Origin of the sequence: Curtobacterium sp. PhB142, assembly GCF_004341255.1 — a bacterium.
In the GTDB taxonomy this organism is placed as follows: Bacteria; Actinomycetota; Actinomycetes; order Actinomycetales; family Microbacteriaceae; genus Curtobacterium.
On the sequence record NZ_SLUT01000005.1, the window covers coordinates 169,517 to 188,454 of the forward strand.

The following is an 18,938-nucleotide window of genomic DNA, read 5'->3' on the forward strand; positions in this document are numbered from 1 at the left end:
TCCAGCGTCCGCCTGTCGGGTCATCCGACGAGCAGGCGGCCGGCGACCATCCGCAGGGTGCGGTCGACCAGGTCCGCCCGGACCGGCACGTGCGACACGATCACGACCGTCCGGCCCGCTGCGCGGGCCGTCGTGACGAGGTCGTGCAGGACGGCGTCGCCGAGGTCCGGGTCGATGTCGGCCGTGGGTTCGTCGAGCACCAGCACCGGGAACGCGTGCAGGAGCGCACGTGCCAGGGCGAGCCGGTGCGCCTGTCCGCCGGAGACGAGGCCACCGCGCTCCCCCACCGAGGCATCGAGCCCGCCGCGACGTCCGACCCACTCGCCGAGGCCGACCCGGTCGAGCACGGCGAGCAGCTCGTCGTCGGTCGCGGTCTCGCGGGCGAACAGCAGGTTCTGTCGGACGGACTGGTCGAAGACGAACGGGTCCTGCTCGATGAGCCCGATGCGGGCACGGACGGCGTCGGGGTGCATGTCCTTCGCCGGGACCCCGTCGAGCGTGTACGAGCCCTGGTGGTCGACGAACCGGACGAGCGCGTCGACGAGCGTGGACTTCCCCGCGCCGCTCGGCCCTTCGAGCACGACGACCTCGCCGGGGTGCAGGTCGAGCGAGACCCCGTCGACCGCCGGCGTCGTGGCTCCGGGCCACTGCACGGTCAGGTCGCGCACCGCCACGGTGACCGGACCGGACACCGCCAGTTCGGCCGGGTCGGCGTCCTGCTCGGGTTCTGGCACGATGCCCGCGGGCACCCGTGCCGGGACGACCTGCTCGACCCGCTCAGCGGCGGCGCGCACGCGGCGCAGCGTGAGGACGGCGAGCGGGACCCCGCCGACGACCTCGAACAGGGCGAGCGGCACGAACACGGTCAGTGCCCAGAGCGGTCCGTCGAGCGCCCCGGACACCACGACCGGTGCACCGACGGCCAGGATCCCGATGACCGCGCCGCCGCCGACCAGCCCGACCAGGGCACCGACGAGCGCCTCGACCGTGCCACGGCGGCGCACCGCACGGGTGACGCCGACGTCGAGACGGGCGATGTGCGCCAGCCGCTCGTCGACGGTGCCGTAGGCCGCGAACACGTCGAGCGTCCGTACGGTGTCGAGCACGAGGTCGGCGACCCGACCACGGTCCGCTGCGGTCTCACGGTCGGAGCGCTCGGCGATCGACCGTGTCACGACCGACCCGAGCAGCGCCGCGACCGCCAGGCCGAGCAGGAGCACGAGGGCGGCCGGCACCGACACGATCGCCACCGCGACGACGGACAGCAGGGCGACGACCCCGGCGGACACCAGCGGCCCGACGACGCGGATGGGCAGGTCCTGCAGCCGGTCGGTGTCGGTGACCAGGCGGGTCATCAGGTCGCCACGGCCGGTGCTGCCGAGCCCTGCCGGTGCGACCGAGGCGAGCCGCCGGTACATCTCGGTGCGCACCACCGCGAGCTGCCGGAAGGACGCGTCGTGCCCGGCGAGCCGGTCGACGTAGCGCAGCGCCGCACGCCCGAGTGCGAACGCCCGCACGCCGACCATCACGAGGGTCAGGTAGAGGATCGGCGGGTGCTCCGCGGCACGGGTGATGAGGTAGCCGCTCGCGGCGAGGAGCGCCACGGCGCAGACCGCACTGAGCGCGCCGGCGGCGACCGCCTTGGCCCAACCCGACCCGTGCGGCATCGCGAGCCGCAGGACGGACGCTCCACGGGCCTCCCGGGACAGCACCCGCTGCCGGCTCATGCGCGCACCCCCGTCCGGACGGTGACCGACCCACCGGTGCCGATGTCGACCCGGACGTCGGCCGCGGCCACGACCGCCGGTCGGTGGCTGGCCACCACGACGACCGCGCCGTCGGCCGCCAGGCCGCGGATCGCGGCGACGACGTGGGCCTCGGCCTCGGCGTCGAGCGCCGACGTCGGTTCGTCGAGCAGGACCAACGGTGTGCCGACGCGGCGGGCGCGGTACAGCGCCCGCGCGACGGCGACGCGCTGCGCCTGGCCGCCGGACAGTCCGCTGCCGCCGGCGCCGATCGGGAGGCCCGGGTCGACCCCCAGCCCCGCGTCGCGCAACGCGGTCTGGACGTCCACGGCGTCGGGGGTCGCGCTGAGCGCGACGTTCTCGGCGACGGTCCCGCGCACGAGGCGGGGTCGCTGGTCGGCCCAGGTGGTGCGGCCGGCGGCGGTCGTACCGGCGGCGCCGGGGACGACCACGGTGCCGTCGTGCGGCAGGACGCCGCGGAGTGCGGCGATGACACTCGACTTGCCCGAGCCGCTCGGGCCGGCGAGCACGACGACGGTGCCGGGGTCGGCGTGCAGGTCGAGCGGGCCGATCACCACGTCGGGCCGGCGGACGGTCAGACCGTGCACGGCCAGCGCCGTGGCAGCCGGAGCGGTCGCCGCGGGGTCCGTGTCGTGGTGCGGCGCGGGCTCCGTGTCGTCGTCGAGGACGTCGAGGACCGCTGCCGATGCCTCGACGCCGTCCTGGGCGGCGTGGAAGTCCGCGCCGACCTGGCGGATGGGGGCGAACGCTTCGGGGGCGAGGACCAGGACGAACATCGCGGCGCCGAGCCCGAGCGAGCCGTCGACCAGCCGGATGCCGATCGACACCGCGACGAGGGCGACGGACAGGCTCGCGGCGAGCTCGAGCGCGAACCCGCTGACGAACGACAGCCGGAGCACCTCGAGCGTGCCGCGACGGTACTCGTCCGTGACGGCGCCGATGCGGCCGACCTGGCGCCGGGCGCGACCGAACACCTTGAGGGTGGCCAGGCCCTCGACGGCCTCGAGGAAGGCGCCGCCGAGCTTGGCGAGGGCGTCGGACTGCTTCCGCTGCAACGACTGGGTCGCGAGTCCGATCAGGATCATGAACACCGGGATGACCGGCAGGGCGAACAGGATGATCAGCCCGCTCGTCAGGTCACCGAGGCCGATCGCGACGAGCAGCAGCGGTGTGGCGATGGCGGTGAGCGCGAGCTGCGGCAGGTAGCGACCGAAGTAGGCGTCGAGCGCGTCGAGGCCCGGCCCGAGGGTGGTGGCGAACCCCGCGCTCGACCGGCCCGCCAGCCAGGACGGACCCCGCTCGGCGGCGCGGGCGAGCACCGTGGTGCGCATCTCGCTCTTCACCTTCGCCGCGGCGCGGGCCGCCAGGTCGTCGGTCGCCCAGGCCGCCACGGCACGGAGCACGAACGCGCCGCCCAGCAGCGCGAGCGCCTGCCCGAAGGCGCTCGGGACACGGCCGTCCTGGACCGCGTCGATGCCGAGGGTCACGGCGGCGGCGATCCCCCACGCGATCGCGATGGTCGCGACCGTGCGGAGGACGCCGGTGCCGGCAGCCGCGACGATGAAGCCGCGCGCCGTCCGCGACAGGCGCAGGAGTCGCGGGTCGAGCGGCTTCACCGTCGCCTGCCTAGTGCGCGGCCTGGGTGACCTGGGCCCGCGAGACACGCTTGCGGAACACCCAGTACGTCCAGGCCTGGTACGCGAACACGAGGGGCACGAAGATCAGCGCCACCCAGCTCATCACCGTCAGCGTGTACGAACCGCTCGAGGCGTTGTACACGTTCAGGCTGTTCGCCGGGTCGTTGGTGGCGGGCATGACGTCCGGGAAGATCGCCGTGAACATGGCGAGCACGATCGCGGCGATGGTGACGGCCATGAGCGTGAACGCCCGGCCCTCCTTGCCCCAGGCGTTGCACAGCACGGCCAGGACGAGCGCGAGTGCCGCGACCACCGAGAGCACGAGCGAGGCCGGGGTCGCCCGGACGAACGCCATCCAGACCAGGAACGCGGCACCGACGACGATCGTCAGGATGCCGGCCCGGGTCGCCAGGCGCTTCGCCCGCTCGCGGATCTCGCCCTCGGTCTTCAGCGCCACGAACACGACGCCGTGCGTGAAGAACACCAGCAGCGTCGCCACGCCGGTCAGGAGCGCGAACGGGTTGAGCAGGTCGAAGAGCGTGCCCGTGTAGTTGTGCCCCGAGTCCATCGGGATCCCGCGGACGACATTGCCGAACGCGACGCCCCAGAGGAACGACGGCAGGGCGGACCCGACGATGATCATCAAGTCGAAGCGACGCTTCCACTCGAGGTGCTTGTTCTGGTGGCGGTACTCGAACGAGACACCCCGCAGGATCAGCGCCGCGAGGATGAGCAGCAGCGCCAGGTAGAACCCGGAGAACATCGTGGCGTACCACTCGGGGAACGCCGCGAACAAGCAGGCGCCGGCGACGATGACCCACGTCTCGTTGAGGTCCCAGACCGGGCCGATCGTGTTGATGAGCACCCGACGGTCGGTGTCGTCCTTGCCCAGGAAGGGCAGGGACATGCCGACCCCGAAGTCGAAGCCGTCGAGGACGAAGTAACCGACGAAGAACACGCCGACGATCGCGAACCAGAGGACAGGCAGATCCATCTCAGTACACCGTCACTTCGTGCTTGACCTCGCCGGTCTCCTCGTCGACCTCTGCCGGAGCGGCAGGGCCCTCTTGCGCGACCTTCTTGATGAGCTTGAACTCGACCACCGCCAGCGAGCCGTAGATCACGGTGAACACGACGAGCGAGATGAGGACCTCGAGCCCGGTCACGTTCGGAGAGACGCCGTCGCTGGTCTTGAGCAACCCGAACACGAGCCACGGCTGGCGACCCATCTCGGTGAAGATCCAGCCGACGATCATCGCGGCCATCGGGAGCGGGACGGTCCAGGTGGCGACGCGCCAGATCCAGCGCTTCGTCGGGAAGCGGCCCTTGCGGGTCAGCCAGAGGCCGGCGAGCGACACCATGACCGCACCGACGCCGAGCGCGATCATCCAGCGGAACGACCAGTAGGTGACCCAGATGATCGGCTTGTAGTCGCCGGGCCCGTAGACCTGGGTGTACTGCGCCTGCAGGTCGTTGATGCCCTCGACCGTGCCGTTGAAGGTGTGCGTGGACAGGAACGACAGCAGGTAGGGCACCCGGATCGAGAACAGTTCGTGCACGCCGTCGGGGGTGCCGAGCGTGAAGATCGAGAACGAGGCGTCCTTGCCGGTCGCCGTGTTGTACAGCGCTTCGGCTGCGGCCATCTTCATCGGCTGGGTGTCGACCATGGTCAGGCCGAGCTGGTCGCCGGTGAGCACCGTCAGGGCACCCGCCGCCACCATGGTCCACATGCCGAACTTGAGCGCCGGCATCATCGTCTCGAGGTTCTGGTTCCGCGCCAGGTGGTAGGCGGCGACCGAGATGATCACTGCTGCGGCGACCATGAAGCAGGCGAACAACGTGTGCGGGAAGGCGGCGAGGGCGACCTTGTTGCCGAGGACCGCCCAGATGTCGGTGAGCTCCGCGCGCCCCTTGGCCTCGTTCATCGAGAAGCCGACCGGGTGCTGCATGAACGCGTTCGCGGCGATGATGAAGTACGCCGACATGATCGTGCCGGCGCTGACGCACCAGATGCTCGCCAGGTGCAGTCCCTTCGGCAAGCGGTCCCAGCCGAAGATCCAGACGCCGATGAACGCGGCTTCGAAGAAGAAGGCCAGGATCCCCTCGAGCGCGAGCGGGGCGCCGAAGACGTCACCGACGAAGCGCGAGTAGTTCGACCAGTTCATGCCGAACTGGAACTCCTGCACGATGCCCGTCACGACGCCCATCGCGAAGTTGATCAGGAAGATGCGTCCGAAGAACCGGGTCAGCTGCAGGTAGTGCGCGCGACCGGTCCGGTACCAGGCGGTCTGGAACACGGCCACCACGGCGGCCATGCCGATCGTCAGCGGGACGAAGAGGAAGTGGTAGATGGTCGTCAGACCGAACTGCCACCGCGACAGGATGAGCGGGTCGAGGAGGTCGGTCATGCGGCACTTCCCAGTCGGGTCGCCGCGCGCAGTCGGTGCACGTCAGTGTCTTCCTGTGGAACGGATACATCAGATGTCACAGCCGTTGGGACTCTTCAACGGTACCGCGTCACCACCGACTTCGACAACTTGTAGAAATGTTCTGTGCACGAACGTGCAAGGGTGTTGCACGGCACAACCGTGCGGCACGGATGTGCCGATTCGCGCTCCGCCGAACGACGACAGGCGCCGGGCATTTGCCCGACGCCTGTCGTCTAACGCACGAGGACTGCTGTTACAGCAGGCCCTCGTCGGTCAGGAACTCCTTGGCGATGGTGGACGCTTTCTCCTTGTCCGCCGTGCTCTTGGTGTTGAGCTCGATCAGGGCCTCGGGCGTCAGCTTCTCGTTGACCGAGTCGATCGCGTCTGCGGCCTTGTCGTTCACCTTGTCGGAGACGACGGGGATGACGTTCTGCGGCAGGATCAGGTTCTCCGGGTCCTCGAGCGTGACGAAGTCGTTCGCCTTGATGCTCGGGTCGGCGCTGTAGATGTCGGCGAGCTGGACGGTGCCGTCCTTCAGCGCCTTGACCGTCAGGGCCCCGCCGGAGTCCTCGACCGCCTTGAAGTCGACGTCGACGCCGTAGACCGACTTCAGGCCCTTCGGACCGTACGGACGGGTCTGGAACTCGGAGTTCGCACCGACGGTGAGCTTCGACGTGACGTCCTTCAGGTCAGCCAGGCTCGTCACGTCGTTGTCCTCGGAGAACTTCTTCGTGACGGTGTAGCTGTCCTGGTCGGTCGCCTCGGCCTCGTCGAGCACACGGAGACCCTTCGGCAGCGCCGTCTCGAGGCCCTTGTCGATCTCGTCCGCGGTCTTCGCGTCGGACTTCTTGTCGAAGTACTGCAGCAGGTTGCCGCTGTACTCGGGCATGACGTCGATCGCGCCCTTCTCGAGCTGCGGGATGTAGACCTCGCGCTGCCCGATGTTGAAGTTGCGCTTGACCTCGAAGCCGTTCTTCTCGAGGACCTGTGCGTACAGCTCGGCGATGATCTCGTTCGAGTAGTACTGCTGCGAGCCGACGACGATCGTCTTGGAGTCGGACGACGCGCTGGAGCCGCTGTCGAGCGGGTCGCTCGACGCGCAGCCGGTCAGGGCGGCGGCGACGCCCAGTGCGAGCGCTGCTGCGACGCCCGCACGGATCTTTGCTGTGATCACGATGGATTTCCTTCCGGGATGGGATTGCGGGCTCGCTCGCGCGATCCCTGGCGCTGCCGGGCCGACGGGTCGGCGGTGCCCTTGGGCACCGACGCCCGCTGCAGCACGGCGAACACGATCTCGAACGCGATCGCGAGTGCGATCACGAGGATGGAGGCGCCGAGCATCTCGGCGTAGTCCTGGGTCTTCAGACCGAGGAAGAAGTAGCCGCCGAGGCCGCCGGCGCCGACGTACGCGGCGAGCGTGGCCGTGGCCACGACCTGCAGCACGGCTGCGCGGAAGCCGCCGATCAGCAGGGGCAGGCCGAGCGGGACCTCGACCTTCCACAGGATCTGCCAGCCCGTCATGCCCTGGGCCTTGGCGGCGTCGACGGTCACCGGTTCGACCGACTCGATGCCCGAGTACGCACCGGCCAGCACCGAGGGGATGGCGAGCACGACGAGCGCCAGGAGCGGAGCCTGCAGGCCGATGCCGAGCAGGAGTCCGAACAGGGAGAGCACGCCGAGCGTCGGCAGTGCGCGGATCCCGCCGGACACGGCGATCGAGAAGCCCCGTGCGCGGCGCGTGTGGCCGATGGCGTACCCGATCGGCACGGCGATCACCGAGGCGATCACCACGGCGAGCAGCGTGATCCAGATGTGCTCCCAGAGGCGGCCGGGGATCGCGTTGTACCCGGAGTAGTTGGTGGGGTCGAAGACCCAGGCGAAGGCCTGTCCGATGATCACGAGGCGACCTCCGCTGCTTGCAGGACACGGCGGGTCCGTCGACGCGACACCGAGGTCGTCCGGGTCCACGGCATGACGATCCGGCCGAGCAGCACCAGGATCCCGTCGAGCACGAACGCCAGGACGAGGACCATGACGATGCCGGAGATGATCTCCTCGTAGATCCCGCGGCCGAGGCCGTCCGTGAACAGCGAGCCGAGGCTCTGGATGCCGAGGACGGCGCCGACGGTGGTCAGCGAGATCGTGGACACCGAGACCACCCGCAGCCCGGCGAGCAGCACCGGCCCGGCCAGCGGCAGTTCGACGCGGAAGAACCGCTGCGCCGACGAGTACCCCATCGCGGTCGAGGCCGACTTCGTCCCCGAGTCCACCGAGGTGAGCCCGTCGACGGTCGACCGGACCATGAGCGCGAGGCCGTACAGGGTCAACCCGATCACGACGTTGACCGGGCTCTGCAGCCCGGTGCCGATGATGCCCGGCAGTGCCACGAACAGCGCCAGGGACGGGATCGCGTAGAGCAGCCCGGCGAACGTCACGATGCCGCTGCCGACACCCGAGGCGAACCGCGATCCGCCGGGGCGCTGGAGTCGGACGACGAGCCAGCCGATGGGGATGGACAGCAGGAACGCGATGATGATCGGCGGGATGGCGATGGCCAGGTGCGCGACCGTCGCGTCACGGATCGTGTCGAGGTTCGCGAGGACCCACTTCACCGCGTGCCCTCACCCTGCGCCGGAGCACCCGGGGCGTCGAGCGACGCTCCGGCCTGGTTCGATGCGGGGTCGGCCTGGACCGCTGCGGCGGCGTCGACGACGTTGACCGGTCCGGTGAGGACACCGGCTGCACGCCCGTCGCCGTCCACGACGATGGGGCCCGTGGGGGTGTGCTCGACGCGCAGCGACCGACGCCCCCGGCCCACGCCGATGAAGTTCGCGACGAAGTCGTCCGCCGGCTCGGCCAGGATCTCGGACGGCGTGCCCTGCTGGGCGATCTCGCCGCCCTTCTTCAGGATGACGACCTGGTCGCCGAGCTTGAACGCCTCGTCGATGTCGTGCGTCACGAACACGACGGTCTTGCCGAGTTCACGCTGCAGGCGGATGAGCTCGTCCTGCAGGTCGTTGCGGACCAGCGGGTCGACGGCGCCGAAGGGCTCGTCCATGAGCAGGATGTTCGGGTCGACGGCGAGGCCGCGGGCCACACCGACGCGCTGCTGCTGCCCGCCGGACAGCTGGGACGGGTACCGGTCGGCGAACGCCCGGTCGAGTCCCACGGTGTCCATGAGCTCGAGCGCACGCGTGCGGGCGTCGGCCTTCGACACCCCGGTGAGCAGGGGCACGGTCGCGATGTTGTCGACGACCTTGCGGTGCGGCAGCAGACCGGAGTTCTGCATGACGTACCCGATGCTCCGCCGGAGCTTCACGGGGTCGACGCCGGAGACGTCGGATCCGTCGATCTGCACGGAACCCGAGGTGGGGTCGACCATGCGGTTGATCATCCGGAGCAGCGTCGTCTTGCCGCAGCCGCTGGAGCCGACGAAGACGGTCGTGGTCCGGGACGGGATCACGAGGTCGAAGTCGTCGACCGCGGTGGTGCCGTCCGGGTAGGTCTTTCGTACCGAGCGGAACTCGATCATGGGTGCCCTTCTGTTCGGAGGTAGCCCGACTCCGGATGAGAGTACCCGTCGGGTCCGACAGCGGTTCACCCGTTCCGGCACGCGGCGCGTCCCGGACAGGTGCGCACCGCCGTGGACCGGACCGAGCGCACGACGGAACCAGCGCGGACGACGACGCCCGCGCCTCCTGTTCGGAAGCACGGGCGTCGTCGGATGGGTGCGGGACCCCGCGGCGGTCAGCCGGCGGCGACCACGGACTCCATGTGGGCACGGCTCATCGTGCGGTACTCGGCGATGAGCGCCGAGTCGGGGTGCTCGCGGTCGCGGTGCGCCCGCGCCAGCACGGCGTGGCCGGACTCGGCCAGCACGACCCAGGCACGTGCCATGCGCTCGTTGTCGGGCAGCCCGAACCGGTCGCGCATGATCTGCCCGACGGCGGCGCCGAGCGCTCCCATGCGGTCCTCGGCGTCACCGGTGCCGGTGTCCGCGGTGTCGCCGAAGCGGATCGCGCGGAAGCCGGGCTCGGTGCGGTACAGCTCGGCGGTCTCGTCGATCAGCGCGTCGCAGGCCTGCTGCCAGGTCTCCGCGCCGCTCGCGTCGAGCGCCGCGACGAAGCGCGCGGCCAGCCGCTGCGTGCAGCGGATGGCAAGCGCGTCGACCACGGCGATGCGGTCCGGGAAGTAGCGGTAGACGGTGCCGATGGACGCTCCGGCCCGCTCGGCGACCATCGCGGTCGTGAGTCGCTCGAACCCGATCTCGTCGATCACCGCGGCAGCAGCGTCGAGCAGACCCGCGAGGCGCGCCGAACTGCGGGCTTGGACCGGCTCGTTCCTGAGCAGTGATGATCCCCCCGGCAGAGCGTTCGTTACCTCGGTGACGAGCACGTGTTCTCCTCTTGCGCTCCAGCGCGGTTCGTTGGTGTGACGAGGACGATTTTCGCAGAGACCGGCTGGAACATGGCTGCGACTCACCACAGGTGCCGCGGGACGTGGACTTCCGGGTCCCGCATGGGATGATGGGGCGATGCCCGACCCGACGCCCCACGAGCCGTCGTTGGCCGAGCCGCTCCTGCACCGCGCGGCCCGCATCGAGGACGCCGTCCAGGAGTTCCGCGAGCACCGCGCCCGAAGCCGTGGCCTGGTCCCGACCGTCGTCCCCTACACCGGCTACGGCGCTCCCGGATGGGTCCGGATCCTCTGCCGCGTGCTGCTGACCCGCCGTGGCCTCGCCTCCGACGTCTCGTACGCCGGTGTCCGCGGATGGAAGAGCTTCACGAGCGTCGCGGTCGACCACGCCGAGGTCACCGTCACCGCCGGAGGGGTCTCGCACGTCGTCGAGACCGACCGTGGCGGGGTCGTCGACACCATCGTGCCGATCGACCTCGAGCCGGGCTGGCGCACCGTCCGGTTGTCGGCCGGCGGCGGGCGCGACGTCGAGGCCGACGTGTTCGTCGTGCACCCCGACACCCGCTTCGGGCTGCTGTCCGACATCGACGACACCGTCATGGTGACCTCGCTCCCCCGTCCGATGCTGGCGGCGTGGAACTCCTTCGTCCTCACCGAGCACGCCCGCCGCCCCGTGCCGGGCATGTCCGTGCTGTACGAACGCGTGCAGGCGCAGCACCCCGGCTCCCCGACGGTGTACCTGTCCACCGGTGCCTGGAACGTCGCGCCGACCCTGCAGCGCTTCCTGACCCGCAACATGTACCCGTCCGGCACGCTCCTGCTCACCGACTGGGGCCCCACGCACGACCGCTTCTTCCGGAGCGGGCAGCTGCACAAGCAGCAGAACCTGCGGCGCCTGGCGAAGGACTTCCCGGACGTGCAGTGGCTGCTCGTCGGCGACGACGGGCAACACGACGAGTCGCTGTACGGCGAGTTCGCCCGCGAGCACCCGGAGAACGTCGCGGGCGTCGCCATCCGGCAGCTGTCCACGAGCGAGGCGGTCCTGGCCGGCGGACGCTCCCGGGCGCAGGAACGCTCCCGCGACACCTCGGCGCCGTGGGTCTACGCACCGGACGGTGCCGGGCTCTGGTCCGAACTCGCGCGGGTCGGGCTCGCCGAGGCGGACGCCTCCGACCCGGCCTGAGCGAGGCTTCAGGCACACCGACGGCACACGGCCGCCAGACGGCCGGCGACCCGTCCGCGCGGCCACGACGCTCGGCCTCCGGGTGTTCGATCGGGGCATGAGCACCGACACGGACCGGACCGCCGACGCCGAGCGAGCACCCGCGCCCCCCGCGACTCCCCCGAACCTGATCGAGGACCACGCCGTGATCGGCGACACCTCGACCGCCGCACTCGTCGGCCGCGACGGCACGATCGACTGGGCGTGCCTGCCGCGGTTCGACAGCGCCGCCACGTTCGCCTCGCTGCTCGGCACCGAGGACCACGGGCACTGGACGCTCCGACCGACCGACCCCGCCGCGACGGCGCACCGGAAGTACCGAGGCGACACCCTCGTCCTGTCGACGGTCTGGACCACGGCGGACGGTGCCGTCGAGGTGACCGAGTTCATGCCCGTCGGCGCCCACCGCCCGTCCATCGTCCGGCGTGTCCGCGGCCTGAGCGGCTCGGTCGAGGTGCAGCAGACCCTGCGGATCCGGTTCGACTACGCCCTCGCGCTGCCGTGGGTGCGCCAGATCGGCGGCGACGAGGACCCGGCACTGCTCGCCACCGCCGGCCCCGGGTCGGTCATCGTGCGCGGCCCGCGCTTCCGGGCCTCGGACCACCGGCACACGGCCACCGCGATCATCCACGACGGTGACGTGCTCGACACCGTGCTCACCTGGTACCCCTCGCACCGCGAGCCCCCGGAGCCCGTCGACGTCGACGCCGAACTCCACCGCACCGTGACGTGGTGGACGGACTGGATGGCGACGGCGCGCACCGAGGGACGCTACGCCGACGCCGCCCGCCGCTCCCTCCTGCTGCTCCGCGCGATGACCCACGGCGAGACCGGCGGGGTGGTGGCCGCCGTGACCACGAGCCTGCCGGAGGACCCGGGCGGCGAACGCAACTGGGACTACCGCTACGTCTGGCTCCGCGACGCATCCCTCGCCCTCGCCTCGCTCATCGCGCACGGCTACCGCGACGAGGCGGCGCACTGGCGCGGCTGGTTGCTCCGCGCCATCGCGGGCGACCCCGCCGACGTGCAGATCATGTACGGCATCGCCGGGGAGCGCGAACTGCCGGAACGGGAGCTCCCGCACCTGCCCGGGTACGCCGGCTCGACGCCCGTCCGGGTCGGCAACGGCGCGTACACGCAGTACCAGGGCGACGTGTTCGGCGAGGTCCTGGCCGCCCTGCACGACGCCCGCGAGCTCGGGGTCGAGGAGAACGCCGACTCGTGGGCCCTGCAGCGCGCCCTGCTCGGCTACGTCGAGGAGCACTGGCAGGAGCCCGACAACGGCATCTGGGAGATGCGCGGCCCGCGACGGCACTTCACGCACTCGCGCGCGATGATCTGGGCCGCGTTCGACCGTGGGGTCGCCGCGGTCGAGGAGTTCGGTCTCGAAGGGCCCGTGGACCGCTGGCGCACCCTGCGCGACCAGGTCCGGGCCGAGATCGAGGAGCACGGCTGGAACGCTGCACGCGGCAGCTACCGGCAGCACTACGACACCGACGAGGTCGACGCGAGCCTGCTCGTCCTGCCGCAGATCGGCTACGTCTCCGCCCGCGACGCGCGCATGACCGGCACCGTCGCCGCCATCGAGCAGGACCTGTCCACCGGCTCCGACGGTCTCGTGCTGCGGTACCGGACGTCGTCGGGGTTCGACGGGCTCGCCGGCGCGGAGCACCCGTTCCTGGCGTGCTCGTTCTGGCTGGTCGAGCAGTACGCGGCATCGGGGCGGATCGACGACGCCGAGCGCCTCATGGACGTGCTCGTCGGGTACGCCAACGACGTCGGCATGCTCTCCGAGGAGATCGACGTCGCCACCGGACACCACGTCGGCAACACGCCGCAGGTGCTGTCGCACCTGACGCTCGTGTCCGCGTCGGACGCGATCGCGCGGGCGCGGGGCGCGTCGACCGGGCACCGCACGCGGCTGCCCGTACACGACGGTGGCACCCGCTCGTGGACCGGCGGGGGCGAGCGGGCGGGCAACCCCGCCTGATGCGGTGGTCCTGACCACGAAACGGACGGGAGGCACGGTGCCAGCTGGCACCGTGCCTCCCGTCCGCAGTTCCGCCCGTTCAGGGCGCGACGGTCACGTCCGTCAGGACGACGACTCCCAGTCCGCCGGGCCGCGCGAACCGGCGCGGTACTCCTCGAGCGGGACCTCGTCGGCCTTCCATGCCTTGACGACCGGCTCGACGATCTCCCAGCAGCGCTCGGCCACGTCGCCGCGGATCGAGAGCAGCGGGTCGTCGTGGAAGATGCCGTTCAGGACCTCGCCGTAGGGGGTCAGCTCGCCGTCGCTGAACGACGACGACAGGGTGACCTGGCCCATCTCGAACGGGTTGCCACCGCCGTTGGCCGACACGGTCAGCTCGATCTCGTCCGGGTTCAGGACGATGCGGAGCGTGTCCGCCTTCGGGCGACCGCTCAGGCCGGAGGGCAGGCGCGTGACCGGCTTGAAGGTGATCAGGACCTCTTTCCGGCTGTTGCCGAGTGCCTTGCCGGACCGCAGCGTGAACGGGACGCCCTTCCAACGGGCGGTGTCGACCTCGACCGAGATCTCGGCGAGCGTCTCGGTGCTCCGCGACTTGTCGACGCCGTCCTCGTCCTGGTACGACGGCAGCTCCTTGCCATCGATCGTGCCGGCCGTGTAGACGGCACGGCGCGACGCGATCTTCGCGTCGTCACCCTTGAGCCGCGTCGAACGGAGCACCCGGGCCAGGGACGAGCGGAACTCGACCGCGTCGATGTCCGCCGGGGCGTCCATCGTCACGATGCCGAGGATCTGCAGCAGGTGCGACTGGATCATGTCGACCATCGCACCGGCCTCGTCGTAGTACTGGGCGCGGTTCTCGAGACCGAGGGTCTCGTCGTAGAAGACGTCGACCTTCTCGATGTTGTCGGCGTTCCAGATCGGCTCGAACAGGCGGTTCGCGAAGCGCAGACCGATGATGTTCAGGACCGTGGTGCGTCCGAGGAAGTGGTCGGTGCGGTGCACGCGCTCTTCCGGGACCAGCTTCAGCACGGTCTCGTTGAGGGCCTGGGCGCTCGCGACGTCGGTGCCGAACGGCTTCTCGAAGGCGAGGGTGGTGCCGGCGGGGAGCTCGACCTGCTGCAGTGCCTCGCAGATGTCGGAGGCGATCTGCGGGGGCAGGGCGAAGTAGAGGATCGGCTCGGCCTCGGCCGCGTCGAGCAGTGCCGTGAGGTGCTCCGGGTCGGTGGGGTCGCCCTGGATGAACTGGGTCGACGCGAGCGTCGCGTCGACCTCGGGGCCCTTGACGTCCTGCGACGCGAAGGACTTCGTGACGATGTCCTTCCACTGCTCCTCGCTGCGGGCGCTGCGGCCCGTGCCGATGAGCTGGACGGGAACCGCTCGACCGCTCTGCAGGAACGTGCCGAGGCCCGGCAGCAGCAGGCGGGAGGCGAGGTCGCCCGTCGCGCCGAAGATGATGAGGGTGCGCTTGTCGGTCACCTGAGGTGACTCCTTTCGCTGTGGTGGGAGGTCCGCTCCAGTCAAGCCGCGGGCGGGCCCGTTTGTTCCGGATCGGGGACCGGAGATCGTGGGGCGCTGTGGTGTGCAGCGCCGGGTCGTGCGCTGGGGTGTGCAGCGCCGGGTCGTGCGCTGCGTCGGCAGCGCCTGGACGCACTTCGGGCGGCACCGGATGTGGTGCCGCCCGAAGTGTCAGGTGCGTTGCAGCGTCAGGTCAGTGCCCGAAGTTGCCGCGGTAGTACTCGTAGACCCAGCCGACCAGGGTGACCGCCACCAGGGCGAGTCCGATCGGGACGATCCACAGCCCGGCTGCGACACCGAGGAAGCAGACGGCGACCGCTGCTGCCAGCAGGATGGGCCACCACGACCACGGGCTGAAGTGCCCGAGCTCGGCGTCGCCGTCCTCGATGTTGGCGTCGGGGCGGTCCTCGGGCAGCACGCCGCCCTGGGACGCCATGACCTTGCCGAGGTAGAAGGCGATGAACGCGGACATGATGCCGGTCAGGCCGATCGCCACGGTGCCGACCCACTCCGGGTGGCCGTAGTAGAGCAGCGCCCAGATCGTGTACGCGGCGTCCGCGAGGATGAAGAACCCGAAGAGGATCCAGAACAGGTTGGTGTTCGCGCGCATCGGCTTACTTCACCTCGCCCTTCGCGGCGTCGTAGGTCGGGGCATCCGGGGCGTCCTTCGCGGGGCCGACACCGATCGGCACACCTGCCTCGGGGTGGTTCAGGTCGAAGGCCGGGGACTCGGAACGGATCCGCGGGATCGACGTGAAGTTGTGGCGGGGCGGCGGGCAGCTGGTGGCCCACTCGAGCGAGCGGCCGTAGCCCCACGGGTCGTTCACGGCGACCTTCGGTGCGTTCCGGGCCGTCACGTAGACGTTGAAGATGAACGGCAGGAACGAGATCGCGAGGATCATCGAGCCGATCGTCGACAGCTGGTTCATCCAGGTGAAGCCGTCGTTCGGCAGGTAGGTCGCGTAGCGACGCGGCATGCCGATGACGCCCAACCAGTGCTGGATGAGGAACGTGGTGTGGAACCCGATGAACAGGAGCCAGAAGTGGATCTTGCCGAGACGCTCGTTGAGCATCTTGCCCGTCCACTTCGGCCACCAGAAGTAGAAGCCGGAGAACATCGCGAAGACGACGGTGCCGAAGACCACGTAGTGGAAGTGCGCCACGACGAAGTACGAGTCGGACACGTGGAAGTCCAGCGGCGGCGAGGCCAGGATCACACCGGTGAGGCCACCGAACGTGAACGTGATGAGGAAGCCGACGGCCCACAGCAGCGGGGTCTCGAAGGTCACCGAGCCGCGCCACATGGTGCCGACCCAGTTGAAGATCTTCACGCCGGTCGGGACCGCGATGAGCATCGTCATGAGCGAGAACCAGGGCAGCAGGACGCCACCGGTGACGTACATGTGGTGCGCCCAGACCGTGACGGACAGGGCCGCGATGGAGATGGTCGCGTAGACGAGCGTCTTGTACCCGAAGATCGGCTTGCGGCTGAAGACCGGGAAGACCTCGGACACGATGCCGAAGAACGGCAGCGCGATGATGTACACCTCGGGGTGCCCGAAGAACCAGAACAGGTGCTGCCAGAGCAGCGCTCCGCCGTTGGCCGGGTTGAAGATCTGCGCGTCGAACACGCGGTCGAGGCCGAGACCGAACAGCGCGGTGGCGAGCACCGGGAAGGCCATCAGCACGAGCAGTGCCGTCACGAGGGTGTTCCACGTGAAGATCGACATGCGGAACATGGTCAGACCCGGGGCACGCATCGTGATGATGGTGGTGATGAAGTTCACCGCGCCGAGGATCGTCGAGAAGCCGGTCATGCCGAGTCCGAAGACCCAGAGTGTGCCGCCGAGCCCTGGTGTGAACGTCGTGTCACTCAGTGGCGCGTAGGCGAACCACCCGAACGAGGCCGCACCCTGCGGGGTGAGGAAGCCGCCGACCGCGATGAGCGAGCCGAACAGGTAGAGCCAGAACGCGAAGCCGTTGAGTCGCGGGAAGGCGACGTCGGGAGCACCGATCTGGAGCGGCATGATCGCGTTCGCGAAGCCCGAGAAGAGCGGCGTCGCGAACATCAGCAGCATGATCGTGCCGTGCATCGTGAAGAGCTGGTTGTACTGCTCCTTCGTCGCGACCACGTGCAGGCCGGGCTCGAACAGCTGGGCACGGATGACCAGGGCCATCACACCCGCGAGCAGGAAGAAGACGAAGGACGCGATCAGGTACATGTACCCGATGGTCTTGTGGTCGGTGGAGGTGATCCACCGGACGATGATGTTGCCCTTCCGGCCCACCTTCGACGCCTGGAAGTCCGGCGAAGCAGTCTGGGTCGGTTGGCCGACGAAAGACGTTGTCATCTGACGAGCCCCTACTTGTTCTCGCTGGACGCCTCGACCGGCGCCTTGTTGTTCGGTTCGTTCGTGTTGGTGTTGTACTCGTCACCGAGGAGCCCGACCTTGCCCTGGTCCTTCAGGGTGTCGAGGTAGTCCTGGTACTGCGCCGGCGTGACGACCTTCACCTGGAAGAGCATCAGCGAGTGGTACTCACCGCAGAGCTCCGCGCACTTGCCCTGGTACGTCCCGAGCTTCTCCGGGATGAAGTACTCCCAGTTCGTCTTGCCGGGGAGCATGTCCTTCTTGTACAGGAAGTCGATGATCCAGAAGGAGTGGTCGACGTCGCGCGAGGAGAGCTCGATCGCGACCTTCTTGCCCTGCGGCAGGTAGAGGGTCGGCAGCTGCGACTCGTCGATGGCGCCCTTGGCGTTCTCTTCTTCCTGGGCCTGGATGCCCTGGTAGTAGACGCTGTCCTCGGGGTTGTCCTTGTTGATGTAGTTGAAGTCCCACGCCCAGCGCTTGCCGTACACGTGCACGGTGGCGTCGGGGTCGTCGAACGGCTTCTCGATCGCGGCCTGGTCCTTCGCGGTGAAGGCGAAGAAGCCCAGCACGAGGATGAGCGGCACGATCGTGTAGAAGATCTCGAGCGGCATGTTGTAGCGCATCTGCACGGGCAGGCCGGTCTGGCCCTTCCGGCGGCGGTACACGATCGCGGCCCAGATGATCAGGCCCCAGACGATGAGACCGACGGCGAGGAGCACCACCCAGCTGGTGGTCCACAGGCCGACGATGCGGCTCGTGTGGTTGGTGACGTCCTTCGTCTCCTCCGTGCCGGGGAGCCATCCGTTCATCTGCTGCTGCGTGCAGCCAGCCAGTGCGATGACCAGACCGACGGCCACCGGGACGGCCGCCCAACGTATACGGCGATTCGAACGCACTGTTACCTCTCGCAAAAGACGTGAGCCCGGAGCCGAACCCGCCGAGTCGCACGAAGGCGACACTTGGCTGGCTCCCAGCTTGATTGGAACACTCCTAGCTTACTCGCAGCTCGGTACCGCTCGCGCACACCCGACACGCTCATCGCCGCGATCCGCACTCCTGACCGGCCGTTTTCCCCGGTCACACTGCGACCGCATCCCCCGACGAACGCGAGCGGGGAGCGACCGTGTCGGTCGCTCCCCGCTCGCGTGTCGGATCGGCTGGTGATCAGTGGAAGCTGTCACCGCACGCGCAGCTGCCCTGCGCGTTCGGGTTGTCGATCGTGAAGCCCTGCTTCTGGATGGTGTCCTCGAAGTCGATCGTCGCACCGTCGAGGTACGGGACGCTCATCTTGTCGACGACGACCTCGACCCCGTCGAACTCGGCGGTGACGTCACCGTCGAGCAGGCGCTCGTCGAAGTACAGCTGGTAGATCAGACCCGAGCATCCCCCGGGCTGGACGGCGAGGCGCAGGCGCAGGTCGTCGCGGCCCTCCTGCTCGAGGAGACTCGCCACCTTGCCGGCCGCGGCGTCGCTCAGGAGGACGCCGTGCGAGGCCGCCTCGGTCACCGGTGCGTCGGTGGTGATGGTGTCGCTCATCGCGCGTCTCCCTCCGGGCGGTGCGGTTCACCGCGCCTGGCGTCGATTGTAAGCACCG

Annotated in this window: 16 protein-coding genes; 2 read left to right on the top strand and 14 right to left on the bottom strand. The window is 69.6% G+C overall.

The annotated features are described in order from the left end of the window. Window positions 1–20: 20 nt before the first annotated feature. The 9 genes from cydC to EDF31_RS11680 all read right to left on the bottom strand — a co-directional run bounded on the left by cydC (window position 21) and on the right by EDF31_RS11680 (window position 10,227). Window positions 21–1,727 (bottom strand): thiol reductant ABC exporter subunit CydC, encoded by a 1,707-nt coding sequence (gene cydC / locus EDF31_RS11640; protein ID WP_131846234.1) that lies wholly within the window; start codon window positions 1,725–1,727, stop codon window positions 21–23. Next, window positions 1,724–3,382: a thiol reductant ABC exporter subunit CydD gene (cydD, locus tag EDF31_RS11645; RefSeq protein WP_131846235.1), complete on the bottom strand. Its 1,659-nt coding sequence runs from the start codon at window positions 3,380–3,382 to the stop codon at window positions 1,724–1,726. Before cydD ends, cydC begins: the two co-directional genes overlap by 4 nt. A 10-nt stretch (window positions 3,383–3,392) precedes the next feature. Continuing rightward, entirely contained in the window at window positions 3,393–4,397 is a 1,005-nt protein-coding gene (gene cydB / locus EDF31_RS11650) for a cytochrome d ubiquinol oxidase subunit II (RefSeq protein ID WP_123340389.1), read from the bottom strand. Window position 4,398: 1 nt separating this feature from the next. Next, window positions 4,399–5,811, bottom strand: coding sequence for a cytochrome ubiquinol oxidase subunit I (locus EDF31_RS11655; protein ID WP_123292497.1), 1,413 nt, complete (start codon window positions 5,809–5,811; stop codon window positions 4,399–4,401). Window positions 5,812–6,085: 274 nt separating this feature from the next. Then, window positions 6,086–7,006 carry an ABC transporter substrate-binding protein gene (locus tag EDF31_RS11660; RefSeq protein WP_131846236.1) on the bottom strand — a complete coding sequence of 307 codons (921 nt, stop codon included), beginning with the start codon at window positions 7,004–7,006 and terminating at the stop codon, window positions 6,086–6,088. Then, window positions 7,003–7,731 (bottom strand): ABC transporter permease, encoded by a 729-nt coding sequence (locus tag EDF31_RS11665; RefSeq protein ID WP_111085762.1) that lies wholly within the window; start codon window positions 7,729–7,731, stop codon window positions 7,003–7,005. Before EDF31_RS11665 ends, EDF31_RS11660 begins: the two co-directional genes overlap by 4 nt. Beyond that, the gene (locus tag EDF31_RS11670; protein WP_123292494.1) at window positions 7,728–8,444 is read right to left on the bottom strand and encodes an ABC transporter permease subunit; all 717 of its coding nucleotides are present in this window, start codon (window positions 8,442–8,444) and stop codon (window positions 7,728–7,730) included. Before EDF31_RS11670 ends, EDF31_RS11665 begins: the two co-directional genes overlap by 4 nt. Then, window positions 8,441–9,364, bottom strand: coding sequence for an ATP-binding cassette domain-containing protein (locus tag EDF31_RS11675; protein WP_123292493.1), 924 nt, complete (start codon window positions 9,362–9,364; stop codon window positions 8,441–8,443). The genes EDF31_RS11670 and EDF31_RS11675 overlap by 4 nt, the downstream gene beginning before the upstream one ends. Before the next feature lie 215 nt (window positions 9,365–9,579). Further along, window positions 9,580–10,227 carry a TetR/AcrR family transcriptional regulator gene (locus EDF31_RS11680; RefSeq protein WP_243649994.1) on the bottom strand — a complete coding sequence of 216 codons (648 nt, stop codon included), beginning with the start codon at window positions 10,225–10,227 and terminating at the stop codon, window positions 9,580–9,582. A 139-nt stretch (window positions 10,228–10,366) separates the two neighbouring features. On the opposite strand from EDF31_RS11680, the gene EDF31_RS11685 reads away from it, so the two are divergent. Further along, entirely contained in the window at window positions 10,367–11,431 is a 1,065-nt protein-coding gene (locus tag EDF31_RS11685; RefSeq protein WP_111085765.1) for a phosphatase domain-containing protein, read from the top strand. 97 nt (window positions 11,432–11,528) lie between these two features. Beyond that, complete coding sequence (locus EDF31_RS11690) at window positions 11,529–13,460, top strand: glycoside hydrolase family 15 protein (RefSeq protein WP_131846238.1); 1,932 nt, start codon at window positions 11,529–11,531, stop codon at window positions 13,458–13,460. Window positions 13,461–13,562: 102 nt separating this feature from the next. Here the strand turns inward: EDF31_RS11690 and EDF31_RS11695 are convergent, their stop codons facing one another. The 5 genes from EDF31_RS11695 to EDF31_RS11715 form a co-directional block, all read right to left on the bottom strand. Next, window positions 13,563–14,936: a glucose-6-phosphate dehydrogenase gene (locus EDF31_RS11695; protein WP_123292491.1), complete on the bottom strand. Its 1,374-nt coding sequence runs from the start codon at window positions 14,934–14,936 to the stop codon at window positions 13,563–13,565. Window positions 14,937–15,168: 232 nt separating this feature from the next. After that, window positions 15,169–15,585, bottom strand: coding sequence for a cytochrome c oxidase subunit 4 (locus EDF31_RS11700; protein ID WP_111085768.1), 417 nt, complete (start codon window positions 15,583–15,585; stop codon window positions 15,169–15,171). A 4-nt stretch (window positions 15,586–15,589) separates the two neighbouring features. Beyond that, entirely contained in the window at window positions 15,590–17,326 is a 1,737-nt protein-coding gene (ctaD, locus tag EDF31_RS11705) for a cytochrome c oxidase subunit I (RefSeq protein ID WP_207896188.1), read from the bottom strand. Between the two features lie 11 nt (window positions 17,327–17,337). After that, window positions 17,338–18,240 carry a cytochrome c oxidase subunit II gene (gene coxB, locus EDF31_RS11710; protein ID WP_111085770.1) on the bottom strand — a complete coding sequence of 301 codons (903 nt, stop codon included), beginning with the start codon at window positions 18,238–18,240 and terminating at the stop codon, window positions 17,338–17,340. Between the two features lie 268 nt (window positions 18,241–18,508). Then, window positions 18,509–18,880 (bottom strand): iron-sulfur cluster assembly accessory protein, encoded by a 372-nt coding sequence (locus tag EDF31_RS11715; RefSeq protein ID WP_111085771.1) that lies wholly within the window; start codon window positions 18,878–18,880, stop codon window positions 18,509–18,511. Window positions 18,881–18,938 lie beyond the last annotated feature (58 nt).

Coding starts and splice junctions, on each gene's coding strand:
- cydC (WP_131846234.1), bottom strand. CDS start 1,727: ATGAGCCGGCAGCGGGTGCTGTCCCGGGAGGCCCGTGGAGCGTCCGTC.
- cydB (WP_123340389.1), bottom strand. CDS start 4,397: ATGGATCTGCCTGTCCTCTGGTTCGCGATCGTCGGCGTGTTCTTCGTC.
- EDF31_RS11655 (WP_123292497.1), bottom strand. CDS start 5,811: ATGACCGACCTCCTCGACCCGCTCATCCTGTCGCGGTGGCAGTTCGGT.
- EDF31_RS11675 (WP_123292493.1), bottom strand. CDS start 9,364: ATGATCGAGTTCCGCTCGGTACGAAAGACCTACCCGGACGGCACCACC.
- EDF31_RS11685 (WP_111085765.1), top strand. CDS start 10,367: ATGCCCGACCCGACGCCCCACGAGCCGTCGTTGGCCGAGCCGCTCCTG.
- EDF31_RS11690 (WP_131846238.1), top strand. CDS start 11,529: ATGAGCACCGACACGGACCGGACCGCCGACGCCGAGCGAGCACCCGCG.
- EDF31_RS11700 (WP_111085768.1), bottom strand. CDS start 15,585: ATGCGCGCGAACACCAACCTGTTCTGGATCCTCTTCGGGTTCTTCATC.
- ctaD (WP_207896188.1), bottom strand. CDS start 17,326: ATGACAACGTCTTTCGTCGGCCAACCGACCCAGACTGCTTCGCCGGAC.
- EDF31_RS11715 (WP_111085771.1), bottom strand. CDS start 18,880: ATGAGCGACACCATCACCACCGACGCACCGGTGACCGAGGCGGCCTCG.